The sequence below is a fragment of the Gorillibacterium massiliense genome (assembly GCF_000455485.1).
Classification (GTDB): Bacteria; Bacillota; Bacilli; order Paenibacillales; family NBRC-103111; genus Gorillibacterium; species Gorillibacterium massiliense.
Genome location: NZ_CBQR020000143.1, coordinates 1 through 16,198 on the forward strand (window position 1 = coordinate 1; position 16,198 = coordinate 16,198).

Sequence of the window (16,198 nt, forward strand, 5' to 3'; positions counted from 1 at the left end):
AGAAGGGTTTTTGTCCATCGAAAAGATAAAGCGGACAACCGGATTCTGCGTCTGCGGCTGACGGACAATAGCCGATCCTTCTGGGAGAAACGGCTGAAGCAGGACGAAGCGTTTATCCGCGGTCTTTTTACCGGACTGGACGATGGTGACATCGCTGCCTTATGGAAAGGATTCCACCGTATGTATGCCAACGCGCTGAAGGCGGGAGAAGGCATACATGAAGATGACTAAACGAAGCGGTAGATACGTCAGAATCGGCGGTGCAACGGTACTCGTTCTGCTGATTCTGATCTTCGTTATTTCAATAGGAGGATGGGTCATGAAAAAGCAGTATCGAGAACTCGTGAACAGCCATTTGGCGGCGGAATCGATAGCGGATAAAGGAACGCCAGCTGTATTGACGGAAGGGGATATCGCCTACATGCCCGAGCCGGTGCAAAACTATTTGCGCTACATGGGAGCAGTGGGCAAGGCGAGAGTGGAGAACACCAAGATTTCCATTAAAGGAGAAATGAAGCTGGGCAAGGACCGTCCGTGGTCGCGGGTGACGGTTGACCAGACCAACTTTTACAAGGACTATGCCCGATTGTTCTTCATCAAGACGCGGATGTTCGGCATACCAGTATCGGGTATCGACTCGTACGTGGGAGGCAAAGGCCGCATGCACATCAAGTTGGCCTCCTGGCTAACGGTGGCAGATCAAACCGGACCGGAAATGGATCAGGCTGAACTTGTCACGCTGTTGAACGACATCAGCCTGCTATCGCCGGGGGCTCTTGTCGATAACCGGATCAAGTGGACTCCGGTGGATGAGCATAGCGCCAGCTGCACGATGGAGGACGGCGGGGTGAAGGTGGCGGCGACCCTGTATTTTAACGACGATGGAGCATTGGTTGATTTTGTGACGGACGACCGATATTTTACGAAGCCCGACGGAGAGTATGTGCGGACGAGATGGAGTACTCCGGTTCGAGATTATCGGACAGTCGGCGGCGTCACGTTTCCCACCTATGGCGAGGCCGTTTGGCATTTGCCGGAAGGGGACTTTCTCTATGCAAAATTCCACATGGATAGAATTGAGCATAACGTGAGCGAATAGGACGTCTCATCCTATATGATTTTGACACCGAGCACCATCAGGGACATAATGAATTGTTCCCCCGTCTTCCGGTTTTCTGGATCGGGGAGCGGGGGATTTTGGCGCTCATCACCAAGAGCGTACTCCTCACTGCCTGGAAGTCGGGAGTGGGAGAAGCCCTTCCGATATTTTTGATATCCAATCGTCTGGAGGACGAATACATGCTTACTTTTGCCGAAAAACTCGCTATCGCCGATACCTTCCCCGAACTTCAACGCAAGGATGTATCCATGGGTAGGGTGAATTATCATTATGAGGATAGCGCTTATGAGAAAAAAACGGTGCTTTATCACCTGCACCCAAACGGAAACGGCTTCGTCTACGCCGGACAGCTTGCGAACTACCCCGTCGACGACAAGGGCTTCGTAAACATTCGGGACTACGACGCCGATGAACTGCGCAAGCTGATTGCCGCTTCCATCGATTCCTTGCGACCGGCGGAAACGGCGCCTTCCGTCGTAGCCGGGAGAGCCGATGCAGTAACAGGAGCTCAAACCCAAGCTGGAGAAGAGCGCTGGATCAATGCGAAGAAACAAACCCTAACCCTGAAGCTGGAGGATGAGGACCAAATGTGGTACATCTATGCCGGCGTCAACCTGGACTCCGCCTTCGAAACCTATGAGGAAGCGCTGGAGTATTTGCAGGAGGAAGGCTTTGTTCGCGCCTGAACCAGGGGCGGGACCAACCGTTTCCTGATATGGGCTGCATGCCGCTTAGTTTGCCGGGATGAGGCTCATGCTTTTGGTCAGAATGCCGCTGATGTCCTTTTCGAAGCTGCTGATTTCTTTTTCTGCTCCACCAACTGCCGGGACAGACTGTTGAGCGAGCCGATATAGGCGAGAGTGCCGGATGCATCCTTTAGTTTAATGGCCTGATTGAGGGATTTCTCTCCATCGGTTATGAGCTTGCCAGTTGAAGTGCTGGCGCTTTTTTCCGCCTTGATCTTGATGTTTACGGCATCCATGCCCGCGAGGGTTTCTTTGACTTGTTTGACGTTTTTGGCTTTGGCGTCTTTTGCACTTTTCAAAGCGGCTTCTTTCTTGCGGATTTCATCTCTGGCCGCCGTAACGGCGATCTTCATGACGTCCTGCTGGGTCGTAAGGGTGCTGATCAGCAGTTTGTTTTTTAGTTTTCGCGCCAGGGTTATCTGTTGGTTCAAATCGGTGTATTTGTCGAACAGCGGCTGATAATGGGCTTTTGCATCGGCAACCTGCTTAGTCAGTGCGGCGAGCTTGTCCTCATCCAGCTTCTTCAGTTTTGTATTTACCTTAAGCAGGTCTTCTTGGTTGGCGTTGTGGAGCGATTTGATTTCCGCATCCAGTTTGGCGTCTTGGGCGGCAATAGCCAATAGCTGGGTATACTGGTCCTTGAGCTTGGTCTGAACAGCGGCCGGAGCGGCTGCCGTTACTTTGTCAAAGGCGGTTTTAGCCGATGGCGTAAGGGATGCGGCGGAGGCGGCAAAGGCTTGGGCGGGCAGCCAAATGACGGCGATCAGGACAACGAGGCAGAGCGCGAACGGTTTCTTCAACACGGGCAACAACACCTTTCATACAAGATAGGTTTCGCAGCCGAAAACGAAGACAAAGACGCAGACGCAAAAAAGCACCTGTAAGCAAGGCTCGGGGCCTTATCTTACGGGTGCTTCCATCGTAAGGGATCGTATGTTCGACTATGTTTCCAACTATATCCGTTTTTTGACCGGGCGTCAAGCCGACGGATCGCATAGGAAGGAAGATTTTTATGATCATCATGAACGAAAAAATCAAGGCCGTGGAGGTTCAGCTAACCGGAGTTAACGGAGAGGATTTAGGCGTCATGCCGACCCGGGAAGCGCTGGCGCTGGCCAAGAAGCTAAAAGTGGATTTGGTGTGCACGTCTCTTTTCTCCAGTCCACCGCCCTGCAAGCTGATCGGTGCCGGAGCGGCGAAACAGCAGGAGCAGATAGCCCGCAAGCAAGACAAAAACGCCTCTGGCGAACGAAAAGAAAAGGAGATCCGCCTTACGCCGCAGATTGAAGAGCACGACTACGATACGAAGAAAAACCAGACGGAGCGGCTGCTTATGAGCGGCAATGCCGTCCGCCTAACAGTGGCGATTGGCGGCAAGGAAGGCCCTCAAGCGAAGGCGCTGCTGGAAAGACTTCTGGCAGATCTGAAATCATGTGGCCGCCCGCAAACGGGAATCCAACTCAGCGGGAAAATGGCTCAAGTCACGGTCGTGCCCAAGCAATAGAGGAGAGCTAGCAATGGCGTGTGGCGAAGAGAAGACTGATTCATAGATTCCTGTTTTGCATACGCAGAGGGAAAAATGTTGGATTTCATGTATCATTTGATTGCAGATGACATTGAAACCATCGAAATGTTGGACAAAAGGCATGATTTCGGCCTTTCAGCCGACTTTTAAGAAGAAAATTATACATAATATCCAACAAATTCAGCCCAAAGCCACTCCATCAAAAGGAAATTCTCCATAAAATCCACGATTTCTTCGCAAATGTCCCGAACCCAGCAAAAACTTGAGCGCGACATCTTTTCCCAAAGCCTTTTGGCAGCGACATGCTGTTCGAAAGGCTTTTTTCCTCCATCAGAATTTATAAGTTTGCCACTATAATAAAGCCTGATTCCGCTACGGTAAACGTCGCTCGTCCTGGCATCGGGGTCCCCGCAAAGTACCTGATTAAGCTTCGTTAGGGTTGGCTTCACTTTGTGGGGTACGGTGTCGGCGTCAGCCGTTTATCCTTGGCTCTTAAATGTGACCGTTTTGCTTTATCATGTGTGTTAGAGGTGAAAGGAGGTTGACGGTATGCGTATTTCGCCGCGGCCGGGCGAGATGTTCACGGAAAAATACCATCAATACGGCAAGATGCTGTATAAAATAGCCGTTCTTCACCTGGGGAGCAAGGAAGATGCGGAGGAAGCGGTGCAGGAGGCGTTCATGAAGCTTCTGTATAAAGCTCCTGAATTTCGCAACGATGAGCATGAGAAAGCATGGCTGATCCGAGTATTGATCAACCAGTGTCACAATATGACACGCAGCGTGTGGAAAAAGCGGACGGTCGTCACCAGCCGGATCGAGGATTTCAGCAGCGCTCCGGAAGACCGTCACATGATGGAAAGCGTGCTGGCGTTGCCTTTTAAACTCAAGGCAGTCATTCATCTCCACTACTACGAGGATTACTCCATTAAGCAGATAGCCGAGACCCTTAACATCAAAGAATCCGCCGTCAAAATGCGGCTAGCGCGAGGCAGGCAACTGCTTAAGCTGGAACTGGAGGCTATTCACCATGAATAAAAAAGATTACAAGCGGCTGTTCGACCAAGTTGAACCGGATGCCGCTTTTAAAGAGAGGCTGGAAGCGAAAATGAATAATCAAACACGAGTGAACCGGCGGCGGTTTATTCCTGTTGCCGCAGCGTGTCTTGCTTTAGTGGCGGCGTTGGCGATATACGGCAGTATGTATCTTCCGGGAAAACAGTCGGCAACACCTACGGATCAACCTTCTTCTATGCCGTCCCCTGCCGTTACCGTGACTCCCTCTCAGCAAGGCGCCGTTGTGATCCCACAAATGGAGCTGCCAAAGCAAACCGGAGCTGCGATGGACATGATCGGCCTGGTCGTATATAAGGGCAAAATTTATACCCAAACCGGCACGACCGTAGCCGGAGCCGACGCCAAAGCGCTGCTGGGCGAAAAAATCGGCACGGCGAAAGGCAATATCAACGAATGGAGCACTCAGGATGCATATGCCACGGAGCTTGCTTCCACAGTCGGCGGGACGATTTATACGATAAAAGGCTACGACAGCAGCTTCCGGCTCATAAGCTATACGGAGCAAAACGGCGAGGTTTGGGCGGACATCCTAGAGTGTTTGAACGGCATCACCGTAACGAAAGGCGCCGATGTGTTCGGCAAGCTGCATCTTGCCGGCAACGTTCAATCGGCTGAATGGGAAACCTTCGACAGCTGGAACGAAGGGAAAGGGATTCGTCAGACGCAAAACCCGGACATCAAGGTTGACGGCTTTTTACAGGCACTGGACGAAGCCACGCCTTTGCCCCGGGAAGAAAAGCTGGACGAACTGCTCGGCGAAAGCGGAGAGAACCAAAAGTTCCTGACCCTCAAGCTGAAGGATCAAACCATGGTGACGCTGCGGCTTTTCAAGGACGGATATATCATGTACGGCAATGCGGCGGTTTTATTTAAAACCGATGCGCCGGCTTTTGCCGAGCTGTGGAATCAACTTTAATGAGATGAACGGATGCAGGTCATAGCATCATCCAAAGGCCAGTCGGATTTCCGATCGGCCTTTTGCGCGTTTTGAGCGGACCTCTCGGGGTAAATTCCCGTCATTATGGAAATCTTATTCCAAGTGAATTCTCTCTCTCGGAAAAAGGTTGTAAATCTATAAAATCCAACTTAATCTGTTGATGGGATTTCCTTATTTTCATAGGTAAGATGGTAAGAGATAAGAGAAAATACCACATTGCAATTATTGAAAATGAAAGGAAGATAAGGATGGCGCTTGAGAAGAAAGCCAAGCTCACGATAGACCCGGAGTACGTTTTGGCAGAGGTGGATCCCCGCCTGTACAGTTCGTTCATCGAACATCTCGGACGGGCTGTATATGGAGGAATATATGAACCGGGACATCCCCAGGCGGACGAAAATGGCTTCAGAAAAGACGTCGCTGGTTTAATTCGGGAATTAAACGTTCCGATGATTCGTTACCCCGGAGGAAACTTCGTATCGGGATACAATTGGGAGGATGGCGTCGGCCCGGTATCGTCCCGACCGCGCAAGCTGGAGCTTGCCTGGCGGACGGTGGAAACCAACGAGGTAGGGACGAACGAATTCATCCGTTGGGCTCGCGAGCTGCAATCGGACGTCATGATGGCGGTAAACCTGGGCACACGGGGAGTCGATGCCGCCCGCAATTTGCTGGAGTACTGTAACCATCCTTCGGGAAGTTATTACAGTGACCTGCGGAGAAGCCACGGCTATGAAAAGCCCCACGGCATTAAAACCTGGTGCCTCGGCAACGAAATGGACGGTCCTTGGCAGATTGGACAAAAAACGGCGGACGAGTATGGACGGCTTGCAAGTGAAACGGCAAAAGCGATGCGCCTGGTCGACCCTTCCATCGAGCTGGTGGCTTGCGGCAGTTCGTTCCGCGCCATGCCGACCTATGCCCAGTGGGAAGCTACCGTTCTGGATCACACTTACGATCAGGTAGATTATTTATCGCTGCACACGTATTACGGCAATGCGGAAAACGATACGGCTAATTATCTGGCCCGGTCATTGGATATGGACCTGTTCATCAAGGAAGTGGTCGCTATATGTGACTATATCAAAGCGAAAAAACGCAGCAAAAAAACGTTGAATCTCTCCTTTGACGAATGGAATGTCTGGTTCCACACGCTGGAATCCGACAAGAACGTAACGCCCTGGCAGAACGCTCCGGCGCAACTGGAAGATGTGTACACCTTTGAAGACGCCCTAATGGTCGGCGGGATGCTGATCACCTTGCTCAACCATGCCGATCGCGTCAAAATCGCCTGTCTCGCCCAACTCGTCAACGCCATCGCGCCGATCATGACGGAAAACGGCGGAGCGGCATGGAAACAGACGATCTTTTACCCGTACATGCACGCTTCCCTGTATGGTCGGGGGACGGTGTTGCGCCCAGTGATCTCTTCTCCCAAATATGACAGCAAAGAATACACGGATGTGCCCATGCTGGATTCCGCCGTTGTTTTCAACGAGAAGAATGAAGAACTGGTCGTATTTGCCCTGAACAAGAGTCTTGAAGATACTCTGCAGCTTGAATGCGACGTGCGCGGCTTCCAAAATTACCGCGTGGAGGAGCATATCGTGCTGGAGCATGAGGATGCGAAAGCGATCAATACCGCTGCGAATCCGAGCAACGTTCGCCCCCATACTGGTGGGGATGCCCAAATAGCGGATGGCCGGTTGACGGCTGCTTTACCCAAGCTGAGCTGGAATGTGATCCGGTTGCGCCAGGCTTAACGCTCGCGGATGAATTTGCTGCGGAAGCCCGTCGGAGAAAGGCCCTCTTTCTTCGAGAAGCAGGATGAATAATGGGAAACATGATGGAATCCGACCTCTTCGGCGATGCGGGCCACGGACCAAGAGGTTTGCAGCAGCAGCCGCTTGGATTGTTCCAAACGGTAATATTGCAAATAAGCCATGGGAGTCATTCCGTACGCTTTCAGCATGCTTTTGGCCAAGTAATTCGGGTGATAGTTCAGTTCCTTTTGCAGCATGGAATTGGTGATTTCGCGGGTATAGTTGCGGCGGATATATAATTCCACTTTCTCTGCAAGCTGAATGGCGGTCGCTTCGGACGGAGAGGCCAGATCACGGTCAAGATGCTGGAGGAATTGCTGGAAGGAGGCTTGACGTTTCCAGTTGCGCAGTGACTGGGGCTCATGCTCTTGTTCGAAGAACAAGTCCAGCACTTCCATGGCTTTGCTGCTGATTTTCATATGCTTCGGGATAAAAATCGAGCAGACGTCGGCATGATTCAAATAGGCGTTCATCTTATGCTTTTCAATCAGTTGGGCTTGATTGTCATGGCATTCATCCATACTCGCGCATTCTTTCCAACTGCCGAAGGTTTGAAAGTGGATCCAGATGATCTTGGTATCCCCGCTAACGGGTGCGGAGCCGTAATGATGGCCATCCGGGCGGAGAATAAGGGCTTCCCCTTCTTGCAGCTCCCAGGTTATGCCGTCCTCACCAATGGGAAGGGTTCCTTTTTGAACGATGATTAAATCAAAGACACCGATGCAATTTCGGTTGATATGATAATCTCCTGCCGAGTAAGAGGCATGTCCGCAATCTACGAAATACGGAATCGGCGGCGAGATGAAATGGAGAATGGACGAATTCATAGTAGTACCTCCGCATAGGTTGAAATTATTAAAAATCAGGTTGATTTTAATCGTTTTATTTTATGATATATCATGTATTATAATAAATAAAGCGCTTACTTAAATGTTGTAAAAACTAAAATTGTTTTTACCAAATGTTTCTCTAGGCTGCTTGGTTTTATCCATTTTAAGGAGGGTGCTGCATGAAAAAGGCTATTCTTGGTACGACGGCTTTATCGTTAGCTCTGGTTATGGGACTCACGGGATGCGGTGGAGGAAACGATAAAAAAGAGACGTCGTCATCCACTCAACCAACCCAAAGCACTAATGCAGGTAAGACAAACGGCGAGGCAACCAAAGTGGTATTCTGGACCTTCGTCGACGCCCATCAGAAGTTCTATGAGAGCATGGCGGCAAGCTGGAATGAAAGCCACCCGGATAAACAGATCAAACTTGAAGCGACAACCATTCCGTATGACGACATGCACACCAAGCTGTTGGTAGCCCTCCAATCGGGAGTAGGCGCTCCGGATTTGGTCGATATCGAGCAAAGCAAATTCCCAAACTTCATGAAGGGTAAACCGCAACTGGTATCACTTAACGATATTGTTGAACCGGAATTGAATAATATCGTTAAATCCAGAGTCGAAATATACAGCAAGGACAACACATACTACGGCATCGATTACCATGTAGGCGCAACGGTCATGTACTACAACAAGGATATCCTCGACCAAGCAGGCGTGAATCCGGACAACATCAAGACCTGGGCCGATTTCGAAGCGGCAGGCAAGACAGTGAAAGAGAAAACCGGCAAACCGATCATCACCTTCGAAGGCAACGGCAACTGGTCCTGGTGGCCGGCAATCAGCCAGCAAGGCTCCGACCAAGTGGATAACGACGGCAACGTGACGGTAGATACGCCGGTCAACGTGAAGACGATGGAGTTCTTCCAAAACATGGTGAAGGAAGGCGTTGCGGCTGTAGCGCCGGGAGCCGGCCATGACACGGAAGAATACTTCGGCTACATGGATTCGGGCAGCGCGGCATCGGTGTTCATGCCGTTCTGGTTCATGACCCGTTTTACGGATCACATGCCTGATCTGAAGGGCAAGATTATCATCCGGCCGATGCCGGCTTGGACCGAAGGCGGCAACCGTTCAGCCGGTATGGGCGGTACGGCTACTTCCGTTACGAATCAAGCGAAGAACCCCGAACTCATCAAGGAATTCCTTGCTTATGCCAAATTGTCCAAAGAAGGCAACCTACAAATTTGGAAACAGCTTGGGTTTGACCCGATCCGAACGGATGTATGGAGCGATCCGGCGATGAAGGAATCCAATAAGTTCACCGATTATTTCGGCACCGATATTTTTGATACGCTGCTGAGCGTTAAGGATGAGATTGCTCCGGTTCATATCCGCGAGAAATCGCCGGAAGTATTTGATGCGATTCGCAACAAAGCAATCCCGCAAATCTTCATCGATATGAAAGATCCGGCCAAAGTGCTGAAAGAAGTTCAAGCAAGCTTGAAATAATAACGATAAAAAGAATGGCGGCCGTGGAGCGGATGTGAAAATATCCTTCCATGGCCGCCAATAGTCGGATTCCTGCAGGTTCATGCAGCATCGCGTTTTTAGATGAATGTGGAGTGGAGGCATTGTTGTGCAAACTGAAAGAGAGCTAAGCCCTAAAGGCAGGAAAGGTTTTCGACTGGGAAACTCGCAGAAAATCGCGCCCTATGTGTTTGTATTGCCGTTTCTCGTGTCCTTTGCCGTCTTTTTTGCTTATCCTCTGATCCATGCTGGAGTGATGAGCTTTCAAGAAGTGCTGCCGGGACAAGTTTCGTTTGTCGGCTTCGACAATTACCGCAGCTTATGGAATGAAGATTTCGGAAAGGCGCTCTACAATAGCAGCCGCTATACCATTTGGACCTTGATCCTATTGATTCCCATCCCTATGCTGCTCGCCATTCTATTGAATTCCAAAAGAATGATGTTCAGCAACTTTTTCAGATCTACCTTATTTATTCCGGCGCTTACTTCCGTCGTAGTGGCTGGCGTTATTTTTCGGCTGATCTTCGGGGAACTGGACGGAGCATTGATGAACCGCATTTTGCATCTGTTCGGCATATCCAGTCAGCGTTGGCTGTACAGCTCAAGTTTAGGCATGTTCGCGCTTCTGGTACTCGCCGGTTGGCGCTGGATCGGCATCAACATTTTATATTTTCTATCTGCCCTTCAGGGAATTCCCAAGGATATGTATGAGGCCGCCGAAATCGACGGTGCCGGCACGATGAGAAAATTATGGAATATTACGGTTCCTTTGCTTAAACCGATCACAATTTATGTTGTGACGATCACCATATATGGCGGCTATTCCATGTTTACCGAAAGCTACATGCTGTGGGCAGGCAAGCCGTCGCCGCAAAATATCGGCCTTACGATTGTCGGTTACATTTATCAAGAGGGCTTCCAATACTTTAATCTCGGCTTCGGCTCGGCGATTGGCATCACTCTACTCGGCATCACCCTTGTGGTGAGCATGGTGCAATTGACGCTGACGGGGATGTTCAAGAAGGAGGAGTAGAATATGCAAACCAAAGAAAAAACCAAATTCACCCTATCCTCCGCGCTGATGCTGATCTTGTTTCTCGTTTTGGCCGTCCTTATGCTATTCCCTTTATACGCGCTCTTCTTGGCTTCGTTGAAGCCGGCGACGGAATTGTTCCGCTATGGACTCAATGTACGGTGGGATTTGGATGTCATGGGCTTTGCCAATTACAAAAGCATTTTTTCGGGCAAAGGCGACGCCTCCCATTATTTTGGGTGGTACAAGAACAGCCTAGTCATCACCATCCTGTTCACGCTACTCAGCTTGCTGCTTTCTTCCATGGTCGGGTACGGTCTGGGGATGTACCGGTTCAAGGGCCGCAATCTGATCTTCACCTTGGTTCTTGTGGTCATGATGATTCCCGTGGAGATCATTCTGCTACCCCTTTACAAATTGATGATTTCCATGAAGCTGATCAATACGATTTGGGGGGTCATCCTGCCGTTTATCGTCTCTCCGCTGCCGATTTTCTTCTTCCGCCAGTTCGCTCTTGGATTGCCGAAGGATTTTATGGATGCCGGGCGGATTGACGGTTGTACGGAATATGGGATCTTTTTCAGAATCATGGTGCCGCTTATGGCTCCGGCCTTTGGCGCGATCACCATCCTGCAGGCGATGAATAGTTGGAATAACTTCCTGTGGCCGCTCATTGTGCTGCGGACGACGGAGCAATTTACATTGCCCATCGGACTCGCCTCTTTCGTATCGCCTCTCGGCAATAACTATGAAGCGTTGATTGCGGGGGCCGTGTTAGCGATTCTGCCGATTCTGGTCGTATTCCTGTTCTTCCAACGATTCTTTATGGAAGGGCTGACCGTAGGCGGAGTCAAAGGGTAAGTTCATATTAAAAAGGGATGCCCCAGATAAAAGAGGAGAGTTCTATACATGATAGACAACAAAGTGTTGCCAACAAGAAATATCCATATTGATGATCCTTTTTGGTCGGAATATATCCGTTTGGTACGGGAAGTCATGGTTCCTTATCAATGGGAAGCGCTGAATGACCGGGTGGAGGGAGCCGAACCGAGCCATGCCATCCATAATTTCAAAATTGCCGCGGGCCGGGAACAAGGCGAGTTTTACGGCATGGTGTTCCAGGACAGCGATGTCGGCAAATGGCTGGAAGCGGTCGCTTATTTGCTGGAGACGAAGCGCGATCCTGCGCTGGAGGAAATTGCGGACGGAGTCATCGATCTCGTGGCGGGGGCCCAGCGGGAAGACGGATATATCAACACCTATTTCATGCTGAAAGAGCCGGGCAAGGAATGGACCGATCTGGCCGAATGCCACGAGCTGTACTGCGCCGGTCATATGATCGAAGCGGCGACGGCCTACTACCGGGCTACCGGCAAAAGAAAGCTGCTGGATGCTGTCAGCCGGTTCGCTGATTACATCGATACGGTTTTCGGGACGGAGCCAGGCAAGCTCCAGGGTTATGACGGTCATCAGGAAATCGAATTGGCGCTGGTCAAGCTCTATCATGCCACGGGTAATGAAAGATACTTGAAGCTCAGCCGCTATTTCCTGGAGCAGCGCGGCCAAAAACCGCACTTCTTCGAGCAGGAATGGGAGGAACGCGGCCGGACGCTGCATTTTCCGCAGCTCTCGATGGTTCACGAGCATGAATACAGCCAATCGCATCTGCCGGTCCGTGAACAGGAAACGGCCGAGGGACACGCGGTTCGCCTGGTTTATATGTGTACGGCAATGGCCGATCTGGCAATCGAAACGAAGGATGCCAATATGCTGGCCGCTTGCCGGAAGCTGTGGGACAACATCGTGAGCAAACGGATGTATATAACTGGCGGCATCGGCTCCATGGAGCAGGGAGAATCCTTTACGACGGACTATGATTTGCCGCCGGATTTGGCCTATGCCGAGACTTGCGCCTCGGTCGGCCTCATCTTTTTCGCCCGCCGCATGTTGCAGCTTCACCGGGATAGCAAATACGCCGATGTCATGGAACGCGCTCTCTATAACACGGTAATCGGCGGCATGTCTCTGGATGGTACTCGTTTCTTCTATGTAAATCCTCTGGAGGTTTATCCGGAAGTACTGGGTAAAAACAAAAATTACAACCACGTCAAAGCGGAGCGCCAGGGATGGTTCAGCTGCGCCTGCTGCCCACCGAATGTGGCTCGTCTCTTGGCTTCGTTGGGTGAATATATTTACTCCGTGCAAGAGGATACGCTTTATGCCGATCTTTACATTGGCGGTCAGGCGAAGATGGTCGTAGCCGGAAAGCCGGTTACAATCGAGCAAACGTCCCATTATGCTACGGACGGACGTGTGCGCTTTGATGTGACGCCGGAGCAACCGGCGGAGTTCACGCTGGCGCTGCGGATGCCGGACTGGTGCGACGAAGTGGAGATTACGGTCTGCGGTGAAAAGCTGATCCTCACATCCGCCGATCCAGACGGTTACATCCGCCTGACGCGGAAGTGGAAGAGCGGCGATATCGTAGATTTGGTTTTTGCGATGCCGGTGAAACGGATGAGCGGCCATCCGCTTATTCGTCAAACCTTCTCCAAGGTGGCGCTGCAGCGCGGACCTTTCATTTACTGCTTGGAAGAAGCCGACAACGGAAAAAGATTGTATCAGCTGCGGCTAACGGCTGATCACGATTATTCGCTGGCGGATCAGACCGGCATTCCCGATGGCGTCAAGACCATCGAAGTGTCCGGCAGCCGATTGAAGTCCGTTGCAGACTGGAGCCATACGCTGTACAGCGGCGATTCCTCCTGGGCCCGAGAGGAAGCGAAGCTTACCTTCATTCCGTATTTCGCCTGGGCAAACCGCGGCGTAGGAGAAATGTCTGTTTGGGTTGGTGAAGAAGTTTAAAAGAATAATAGGTTGTAGAGTAAAGAATCGGCATCCCACATTTAATGGGGTGCCTTTTTTGCGTTCCCGTCTTTACATGACAACTGTCATTTGAAGTCATGACAACCTCATCTCTTGGACTGTCGGCTTTTCCGCTAAACTTTTTTAAAGAAGGAAAAACGGAAGGAGTATGCATGAGATGGCGAATGACAGCGTGAAATGCGCCGGTTCCGGGCAAGCGATCGTGGAAGTGGACGGAGTAACGAAAGTGTTCGGCGGCAAGAAGGCGGCTCAGGAGGTGAGTTTTACCATAGGCCGCGGCGAGTGCGTTGCCATATTAGGGGCAAACGGGGCGGGAAAAACGACTCTACTGACGCTGCTGCTTGGTCTGAAAGAGCCGACGGACGGAAAGATAAAGCTGTTCGGTATGGAGCCGAAGGCTCGGGAAGTCCGGGAAAGGACGGGGGCGATGCTGCAGGAGGTTAGCGTCATGGACGGGCTGAAGGCGCGGGAGCTGATCGAACTGTTTCGGCATTATTATCCGCGGCCGATGTCCATGGAGCGGCTGGCCGCTTTTACCGGATTGTCCCCGGACGATATGGAAAAGCGGACCGAAAAGCTGTCCGGAGGCCAAAGACGGCGGCTCAACTTTGCCTTGGCGCTGGCGGGAGATCCAGATCTGCTTATCGTCGACGAGCCTACGGTTGGAATGGACGTGCTTGGCCGCAAAGCGTTCTGGGAACAAATCAAATCACTGACCCAAGCGGGAAAGACGGTGCTGTTCAGCACCCATTACCTCCAGGAAGCGGAAGATGCGGCGGATCGCATTTTGTTTTTTCGGGACGGAGCGCTTATTGCAGACGGTAGCCCAGAACGGATGAAGGCGGGGCTGATCCGCAAAGCGGTGTCTATTCGCAAGGAGGAAGGGATGGTCGACCGGCTGATGGAGCGAATCACCGGCGTTACCGGATATGAAGAGAAGAACGGACGGATTTTTTTGTATACCGAGGATACGGACGCGTTGCTTGCGGAATTGTTTGCCGGGTCTTTTCAAGTGTGCGATATCGCCGTGGAGAAGGGGAAGCTGGACGACGCGTTCTCCCAACTGACCGGTTATCACGAGGAGGTGGCCGAACATGCCTAAAATGATCATCCTTCAATGCAGAGCCGAACTGCTGCGCATTTTCCGCAACCCCAGCTATGTGTTCTGGTCCATGGCGATGCCGATTCTCTTTTATCTCGTTTACACCCGGCTGGTCAAGGTGCAAACCTCCATGGCCGACTGGAAAACCTTCTTTTTGATGTCGATGACCTCCTTCAGCGTGATGGGCAGCGCCATCATGAACTATGGCATCCGCATCGTGCAGGAGAAGCGGAGTGGATGGACCGCTCATATGAGCATTACACCGCTTCCCGCAGGCGTCTATTTTATCGGCAAAATGGTTGGTCAAACCGCTCTGCATCTTTGCATCGTTTTGGTCCTTTTCGCGGTTGGCTTCGGTGTGAGCGGCGTCCGGTTATCCGCTTGGCAGTGGGGCTTGAGCGGACTGTGGATTCTTCTCGGCTCCACTCCCTTTCTCGCCCTGGGCTCCCTTTTCGGCACGATGAAGCGAGTGGATACGGCAAGCGGCGTAAGCAACGTGGTCAATCTGATCTTGGCGATCCTCGGGGGGTTGTGGTTACCTCTGGAGACGTTCCCTAAAGGAATGCAGGCTGTTGGCCGTTTGCTTCCTTCCTACCAATATGGAAAAGGAGTTTGGGAGATTGGAAGGGGGCATGTCCCGCCTCTTGGCAGCATATGGATTCTTCTCGTTTATCTGGGGATTTTTATGGTATTATCCACCTATATACGAAAGAAACAGGAAGCGTCGTGATGGAATGGCCAAGCGGTTTCGCCTTTTTCCGGAAGATCAAGGGGGCTACCCCTATGTTTGGTTGATCTATCTGTGCATGCCGTTATACTATGCGTGCATGATGAGCGGCTCCGTTCGTTGGGGCGGACTTATTCTGCTGGCCGCTTTTCTCGTTACGTACCGGCAAGTCTATGTGTCTTATACCGATCGCAGTTTTATATTTTGGATGATCATGCAAGTACTGTGCATAGCCGGATTAACCTTGGTTCTAGATACCTCCTGTATTTATTTGGCACTATATTCGGCTAATTTTATCGGCTGGTTTCGAGGGGTGGACCGGAAGTTTTATATGGTTATGGCGGCGCTCGTGGCGATAATGATGGTGCCGATTGCGGTTTATTTACTAAAAGATTACAGGGAGAATATTTTTCGTTTTTTTCCTTTTGTCCTTATCATCTGGCTAATCCCCCTCGGAATGCGTTCGGCTAAAAAGCACAGAGAGCTGGAGCAGGAGTTGAACCAGGCTAACGAGCAGATCAAAGAGCTGGTGCAGCGGGAAGAGCGGATGCGCATCGCCCGGGATTTGCACGACACGCTGGGGCATACCTTATCCCTGATCACTCTGAAAAGCCAACTGGTAGAAAAGCTGGTCGATAAAAACCCGGAACGGGTGCGGCAGGAAGTGCAGGAGATTGGCTGTGCGTCCCGTGCAGCTTTAGCTCAGGTGCGGAATTTGGTCACCCAGATGCGGGCGGTAAAAATAGCCGAGGAGCTTCTGGAGGCTGATGCGATTCNGAAAAGCGCAGGAATTCGGCTGACGGTTGAAGGCGACCCGGCTTTGCCTGNGTCTTTCCGATTTGAAGCATAACATCGTCAGC

The 16,198-nt window shown here is 51.3% G+C and carries 16 protein-coding genes; 14 read left to right on the plus strand and 2 right to left on the minus strand.

Annotated features, from left to right (window positions below; all coding sequences use genetic code 11):
- From TJ79_RS27595 to TJ79_RS18945, 3 genes are all read left to right on the plus strand, one after another.
- Positions 1–231: helix-turn-helix domain-containing protein (locus TJ79_RS27595; protein WP_040951917.1), on the plus strand; the 231-nt coding region annotated here is incomplete at its 5' end.
- Positions 218–1,099, plus strand: coding sequence for a DUF6544 family protein (locus tag TJ79_RS18940; protein WP_052339754.1), 882 nt, complete (start codon positions 218–220; stop codon positions 1,097–1,099). The genes TJ79_RS27595 and TJ79_RS18940, both read left to right, overlap by 14 nt.
- A 200-nt stretch (positions 1,100–1,299) precedes the next feature.
- Complete coding sequence (locus tag TJ79_RS18945) at positions 1,300–1,806, plus strand: polysaccharide deacetylase family protein (RefSeq protein ID WP_040951931.1); 507 nt, start codon at positions 1,300–1,302, stop codon at positions 1,804–1,806.
- 77 nt (positions 1,807–1,883) lie between these two features.
- Here TJ79_RS18945 and TJ79_RS18950 read toward each other — a convergent pair whose 3' ends face one another.
- On the minus strand, positions 1,884–2,681 hold the full coding sequence (locus TJ79_RS18950; protein WP_238323071.1) for a hypothetical protein: 798 nt from the start codon (positions 2,679–2,681) through the stop codon (positions 1,884–1,886).
- A gap of 197 nt (positions 2,682–2,878) precedes the next feature.
- Here TJ79_RS18950 and infC point away from each other — a divergent pair, with 197 nt between their 5' ends.
- From infC to arfA, 4 genes are all read left to right on the plus strand, one after another.
- Positions 2,879–3,370 carry a translation initiation factor IF-3 gene (gene infC / locus TJ79_RS18955; RefSeq protein ID WP_040951919.1) on the plus strand — a complete coding sequence of 164 codons (492 nt, stop codon included), beginning with the start codon at positions 2,879–2,881 and terminating at the stop codon, positions 3,368–3,370.
- Positions 3,371–3,940: 570 nt separating this feature from the next.
- On the plus strand, positions 3,941–4,429 hold the full coding sequence (locus TJ79_RS18965; protein ID WP_040951921.1) for an RNA polymerase sigma factor: 489 nt from the start codon (positions 3,941–3,943) through the stop codon (positions 4,427–4,429).
- Positions 4,422–5,384 carry a hypothetical protein gene (locus tag TJ79_RS18970; protein WP_040951922.1) on the plus strand — a complete coding sequence of 321 codons (963 nt, stop codon included), beginning with the start codon at positions 4,422–4,424 and terminating at the stop codon, positions 5,382–5,384. The genes TJ79_RS18965 and TJ79_RS18970 overlap by 8 nt, the downstream gene beginning before the upstream one ends.
- Positions 5,385–5,653: 269 nt before the next feature.
- Positions 5,654–7,168, plus strand: coding sequence for an arabinosylfuranosidase ArfA (arfA, locus tag TJ79_RS18975; protein ID WP_040951923.1), 1,515 nt, complete (start codon positions 5,654–5,656; stop codon positions 7,166–7,168).
- Here the strand turns inward: arfA and TJ79_RS18980 are convergent.
- Positions 7,165–8,055 carry a helix-turn-helix transcriptional regulator gene (locus tag TJ79_RS18980; RefSeq protein WP_040951924.1) on the minus strand — a complete coding sequence of 297 codons (891 nt, stop codon included), beginning with the start codon at positions 8,053–8,055 and terminating at the stop codon, positions 7,165–7,167. The genes arfA and TJ79_RS18980 overlap by 4 nt on opposite strands.
- 182 nt (positions 8,056–8,237) lie before the next feature.
- Here TJ79_RS18980 and TJ79_RS18985 point away from each other — a divergent pair, with 182 nt between their 5' ends.
- From TJ79_RS18985 to TJ79_RS19015, 7 genes are all read left to right on the plus strand, one after another.
- On the plus strand, positions 8,238–9,572 hold the full coding sequence (locus TJ79_RS18985; protein ID WP_040951925.1) for an ABC transporter substrate-binding protein: 1,335 nt from the start codon (positions 8,238–8,240) through the stop codon (positions 9,570–9,572).
- A gap of 106 nt (positions 9,573–9,678) precedes the next feature.
- Entirely contained in the window at positions 9,679–10,623 is a 945-nt protein-coding gene (locus tag TJ79_RS18990; protein ID WP_052339755.1) for a carbohydrate ABC transporter permease, read from the plus strand.
- A gap of 3 nt (positions 10,624–10,626) precedes the next feature.
- Positions 10,627–11,484: a carbohydrate ABC transporter permease gene (locus tag TJ79_RS18995; protein WP_040951927.1), complete on the plus strand. Its 858-nt coding sequence runs from the start codon at positions 10,627–10,629 to the stop codon at positions 11,482–11,484.
- 48 nt (positions 11,485–11,532) lie between these two features.
- Positions 11,533–13,488, plus strand: coding sequence for a glycoside hydrolase family 127 protein (locus TJ79_RS19000; protein WP_040951928.1), 1,956 nt, complete (start codon positions 11,533–11,535; stop codon positions 13,486–13,488).
- A gap of 178 nt (positions 13,489–13,666) precedes the next feature.
- Positions 13,667–14,611, plus strand: coding sequence for an ABC transporter ATP-binding protein (locus TJ79_RS19005; RefSeq protein WP_052339756.1), 945 nt, complete (start codon positions 13,667–13,669; stop codon positions 14,609–14,611).
- Positions 14,604–15,341 (plus strand): ABC transporter permease, encoded by a 738-nt coding sequence (locus TJ79_RS19010; protein ID WP_040951929.1) that lies wholly within the window; start codon positions 14,604–14,606, stop codon positions 15,339–15,341. Before TJ79_RS19005 ends, TJ79_RS19010 begins: the two co-directional genes overlap by 8 nt.
- Positions 15,342–15,345: 4 nt before the next feature.
- A complete protein-coding gene (locus tag TJ79_RS19015) occupies positions 15,346–16,188 on the plus strand; it encodes a sensor histidine kinase (RefSeq protein ID WP_052339757.1) in 843 nt (280 codons plus the stop codon).
- The last annotated feature ends 10 nt before the right edge of the window (positions 16,189–16,198 follow it).